Origin of the sequence: Microcystis sp. LEGE 08355, assembly GCF_015207185.1 — a bacterium.
GTDB lineage: Bacteria > Cyanobacteriota > Cyanobacteriia > Cyanobacteriales > Microcystaceae > Microcystis > Microcystis panniformis.
In genome coordinates this window covers 1-4,669 of sequence record NZ_JADEXI010000370.1, presented here as the reverse complement: position 1 = coordinate 4,669, position 4,669 = coordinate 1, and the positions used below count along the sequence as shown (strand labels likewise).

The window sequence follows — 4,669 nt, the reverse complement described above, 5'->3', positions numbered from 1 at the left end:
CCTATCTACTTAACTGTGGGGTAAGGAGTCGGTCGTCGGTCGTCAGTAAGAATTGCGGCAATTGAACTCCCAATACTCATCACCGGAGAATCCGATCCTTTAACAAATACAAAGAGACGATACCCTCTCAAAACCCGTTGATAGGATTATGGTAGTGACCGAAATCAACTTTTAAGAATCTATAACAGGCTTTTTGTCCACTATTATCTAAATAACGGCTAAATAGCCTGTTATATGCACTTTTTCTCGGTATTATCATGACCTATCCTCTCTACGTCGCTTTTATTTGGCATCAACACCAACCCCTCTACAAATCCTGTCAAACTCGCACCGATGCTTCGGGACAATATCGCTTACCCTGGGTGCGACTGCATGGGGTGAAAGATTATCTCGATTTAATCCTGATTCTAGAACGTTACCCGAAATTACACCAAACAGTCAACCTTGTCCCCTCTTTAATCCTGCAATTAGAGGATTACGTCAATGGACTAGCTATAGACCCCTATCTTGCTCTCACCGTCACCCCAGAAGCGCAATTAACCCTGGCACAAAAACACTTTATCCTTGAACACTTTTTCGATGCTAACCATCGTACCCTGATCGATCCGCACCCCCGTTACGCCCAATTATACGCACAGCGTCAAGAAAACGGTCATAGTTGGTGTATTAGCCATTGGAATCTGCAAGATTATAGCGATCTCTTGGCTTGGCATAACCTCGCGTGGATCGATCCTATCTTTCACAGTGACCCGGAAATCGCTACTTGGTTAGAACAGGGAAAAAACTTCACTTTAAGCGATCGCCAGCGAATTATCTCCAAACAGCGTCAAATTCTGCGTCGTATCTTGCCGCAACACCGGTTAATGCAGGAAACTGGACAACTAGAAATCATTACCAGTCCCTACACCCATCCGATTTTACCCCTGCTGGCCAACTCGGAAGCCGGCCGGGTAGCGGTGCCGAATATGACCCTTCCTCGTCAATATTTCCACTATCCTGAAGATATTTACCGTCATCTCCGGAAAGCTTGGCAAATCTACATTGATCGCTTTGATAAACAACCTCGAGGACTTTGGCCCTCGGAACAATCCGTTAGTCCCGCAATTCTCCCCGCTGTCGCTAAACAGGGTTTTCAGTGGTTATGTTCCGATGAGGGGGTGTTAGGTTGGTCTCTGGGACATTACTTTCATCGCGACGAAAAAGGCAATATTAGCGAACCAGAATTGCTTTATCGTCCCTACCTTCTGGAAACTAGCAACGGCAATTTATCGATGGTTTTCCGCGATCATCGTCTCTCGGATCTGATCGGATTTAGCTATAGTGGCATGAAAGCGCAAGAGGCCGCTACAGACTTAGTTAAACACCTAGAAGCGATCGCCGAACAGCTGAAAACCAACGCAGAAACCACGACCCTAGAAAAACCCTGGTTAGTTACCATTGCGCTAGATGGCGAAAACTGTTGGGAAAACTATCATCAAGACGGTTTACCCTTCCTAGAGAGCCTTTATCAACTTTTAAGCGACCACCAAGCGATCGAATTAGTCACCGTCTCGGAATATCTCGATCGCTTTCCCGCTAATGCCAAAATCCCTGTCAATCAACTTCATAGCGGCTCTTGGATCGATGCCAATTTTACCACTTGGATCGGCGATCCCGCTAAAAATAAAGCTTGGGAATATCTAATTTTAGCCCGTCAAACCCTCGCTAATCACCCGGAAGCGACGGAAGATAATAACCCCGATGCGTGGGAAGCATTGTATGCAGCGGAGGGTTCCGATTGGTTTTGGTGGTTTGGTTATGGCCATTCCTCCAATCATGACGCAATTTTTGACCAACTTTTCCGCGAACACCTAATCGCTCTTTATCAAGCTTTAAATGAGCCAATTCCCTCCTATTTGCTCGAACCGGTGGAAGAACACGGAGATAAACAAAGTAATCGTCCACTAGCTTTTATTCACCCCATTATCGACGGTTTTGGGGACGAACAGGATTGGGATAAAGCCGGACGGATCGAAATTGGTGGCGCCAGTGGTACAATGCACCGGACTTCCTTAGTACAAAGGCTCTTTTTCGGTTGGGATCACCTCAATTTTTATCTGCGTTTCGATTGGAAACCGGGGGCAGAATTAGGCAAAGATATCCCGCCTGAAGTGCATTTATATTGGTATTATGATGAAGTGCATCGTCTGCAAAGTCCAATTCCCTTAGCAGATATTCCCCCTCGATCGCCCCTCGATTACGGTTATCATCATCATCTAGGAATAAATTTAATCACGGAATTTACTTGGTTAGAATTCGCTCAAGAATATTTTACTTGGCAACGAGTTCCTAGTAGTGCCAAAGCTTCTTTTAATCAATGTTTGGAAATTGCTGTCCCCTGGGAAGGATTACACATTGAACCCGATGCTCGTCTCCATTTAATCGCAGTTTTAGCTAATCAAGGTCAATACTATGATTTCCTCCCCGTTGAAGAATTAATCTTCCTGCAAAGACCTTAAATCAGTTATCAGTTATCAGTTATCAGTAATCAGTTTTTTAGTTATCAGCTATCAGCTAGAATCAGTGATTAGTAACCGCTCTAATCTCTAGTTAGTCTCAAAATATATTCTCTAATTATAGGGATTACTAAATAATAATATGGAAAAGAAACAGACAAATCCGATGGGCAAAGTTTTCACACCTTTGACAATAATTAATCGTGCCGATGAATCAGCAGCTGCTAGAGGTTTTATCTCTCCTTCAGAAATTCGCGGCTCTTCTCGATTTTGTCTGATAATTTTTGCTTATGGAATCGTGAAATGCTGATCGGGCAAGACTTTCAGTGCTATTTTGGCGGATATTCTATCAGTATAGACCTCGTTTCCACACAGAAACCAGAAGAGCCAATTCGCTCTGTTACTTTACCAAAAGTTTTAGTTGATACGGGAGCAACAACCCTCTGTTTACCTGCTAATATTATTGACAGACTGGGGCTAGATTTACTTAAAGAAGTCGATGTTAGTACCGCAACTGGATTGAGCAAAGCGAGAGTCTTTCAGGATGCTAAAATATTGCTTTGTGGTCGCGAGGGAACTTTTGAATGTTTAGAATTACCCTGTGGTCGCAATCCTTTAATTGGAGTAATCCCCCTAGAAGCACTGGGTTTAGAATTAGACCTACAAAACCAAACTTTGAAAGTTCTATCCTCCAAATCTCTAGATACTTATCTAACAATTCTCTAAAAATTGATAACCTTCATGGATCGATCACCCTTGTTTTCTCAATTTAAGTAGGGAGACACAATTATTTGTAGGATGGGTTAGCAGTAGCGTAACATGAGCGGGCGTTGGGTTTCATGCTGCAACCCAACCTACACTATACTCGTTGTCAAACAGCCAAGTTATGGTTCACAATTAGGCTATTTTATGGGTAAATTCACAAAGTGTCACAACCGCTAGTGAAACTTGACCAACCTTTTTCTAGCATAAAAAAGAGGGTTCTACCGAACCTGTTATGTAAAAATAACAGGTTCTTCGGTTTGTCTTATGCAATGTCTGTCTATATAAGGAATGAAACCCTTATATAGACAGACATTGCCGCAATTTTTGTCAATTGTTTGCGATGTTTTTGACTCAGCTTTGCTAAGGTTCAAGCACTAAAAAAAACCAGACTATTCTCTGCTTATTGTCCATAACGTCACCTTTTCCTTCAATAATCATTTCTTAGTTGTTGCCAAAATCTCAACCCTTTTCCCCGTTCCCCGTTCCCTTTTTCAATCATCAGTTTAGCATACTAAGTTCGGTAGAGCCAGTAAAGAGAAATAAAAAAGAGGTGATTGAGATGTTTTTAAGCTACCTAGGATTTATCGGATTTTGTGTGATTTTTGGAGCCTTAGTCTTACTAGCTTTTGGGGTTTTACAATGGTTGCACATCCCGTCAGGAAATTTAATCGATTGGTTGATTGGGATCGCCAGTTTTTGGTGGTTGTTAGTGATTGTGACTGTTCCTTGGAACATTTATTTTGATGCCCAAGAAGTCATCGCAGAAGCAGCAATTTCTCAAGAAAAAAATATTCCCGTAGATCGGAAACAAGTTGATTATGTTAAGACAGTAGCGCGTTGGTCAATTCGGCTCGCAATTGCCTTACATTTGCTGTCAGGAATTGGACTTTATACCTTAGCAGCAACGGGAATTAGTGCAGTAGGATATGTGAGTTCTGGTGCAACTTTATTATTGACAGCTTTACGTCTGGCGATTCGGGCTTATCAATATTTAGCCGTGCGTTTGTCAATGATTCGACAACAGATTGAGTATCCCAGAGAGGATGTAGTAGAGTTGCGCAATCGCGTCTCTATTTTAGAGGATAATCTGGCAATAATCAGGAAAAAACTGGATACCGAAGCAAATATACAGCAAGAAGAAGTCCAAATAAATCGCCAAGAATTAGCCCGTCTGAAAGCCTTACTAGAAAAATTGGAGGCTAAAAATCAGGTTGAACATGAAACCTTATCTCAGGAAGCACAAAATCCGATCGCACAACTGACAGAAGACAGTCAATTTCTCAATCATGTACGAGAGATTATTCGCTTTTTCAACCCACATTCCGCACCCTCAACTGTCACATAAGCTGTCCCCCTCCAGAGACTTGAGTAAAAATACTTATCTGGTGAAGGTTTTCTCGGTGGCCGCT

General features: G+C 42.4%; 3 protein-coding genes. All 3 read left to right on the top strand.

What is annotated here, in order from left to right; all coding sequences use genetic code 11:
• Positions 1-257 precede the first annotated feature (257 nt).
• The 3 genes from IQ242_RS17150 (at position 258) to IQ242_RS17135 (ending at position 4,605) form a co-directional block, all read left to right on the top strand.
• On the top strand, positions 258-2,498 hold the full coding sequence (locus IQ242_RS17150) for a glycoside hydrolase (protein WP_193960804.1): 2,241 nt from the start codon (positions 258-260) through the stop codon (positions 2,496-2,498).
• A gap of 300 nt (positions 2,499-2,798) precedes the next feature.
• The gene (locus tag IQ242_RS17140) at positions 2,799-3,221 is read left to right on the top strand and encodes a retroviral-like aspartic protease family protein (RefSeq protein WP_228021052.1); all 423 of its coding nucleotides are present in this window, start codon (positions 2,799-2,801) and stop codon (positions 3,219-3,221) included.
• 598 nt (positions 3,222-3,819) lie between these two features.
• On the top strand, positions 3,820-4,605 hold the full coding sequence (locus IQ242_RS17135) for a hypothetical protein (protein ID WP_193960802.1): 786 nt from the start codon (positions 3,820-3,822) through the stop codon (positions 4,603-4,605).
• The last annotated feature ends 64 nt before the right edge of the window (positions 4,606-4,669 follow it).

Coding starts and splice junctions, on each gene's coding strand:
- IQ242_RS17135 (WP_193960802.1), top strand. CDS start 3,820: ATGTTTTTAAGCTACCTAGGATTTATCGGATTTTGTGTGATTTTTGGA.
- IQ242_RS17150 (WP_193960804.1), top strand. CDS start 258: ATGACCTATCCTCTCTACGTCGCTTTTATTTGGCATCAACACCAACCC.
- IQ242_RS17140 (WP_228021052.1), top strand. CDS start 2,799: ATGCTGATCGGGCAAGACTTTCAGTGCTATTTTGGCGGATATTCTATC.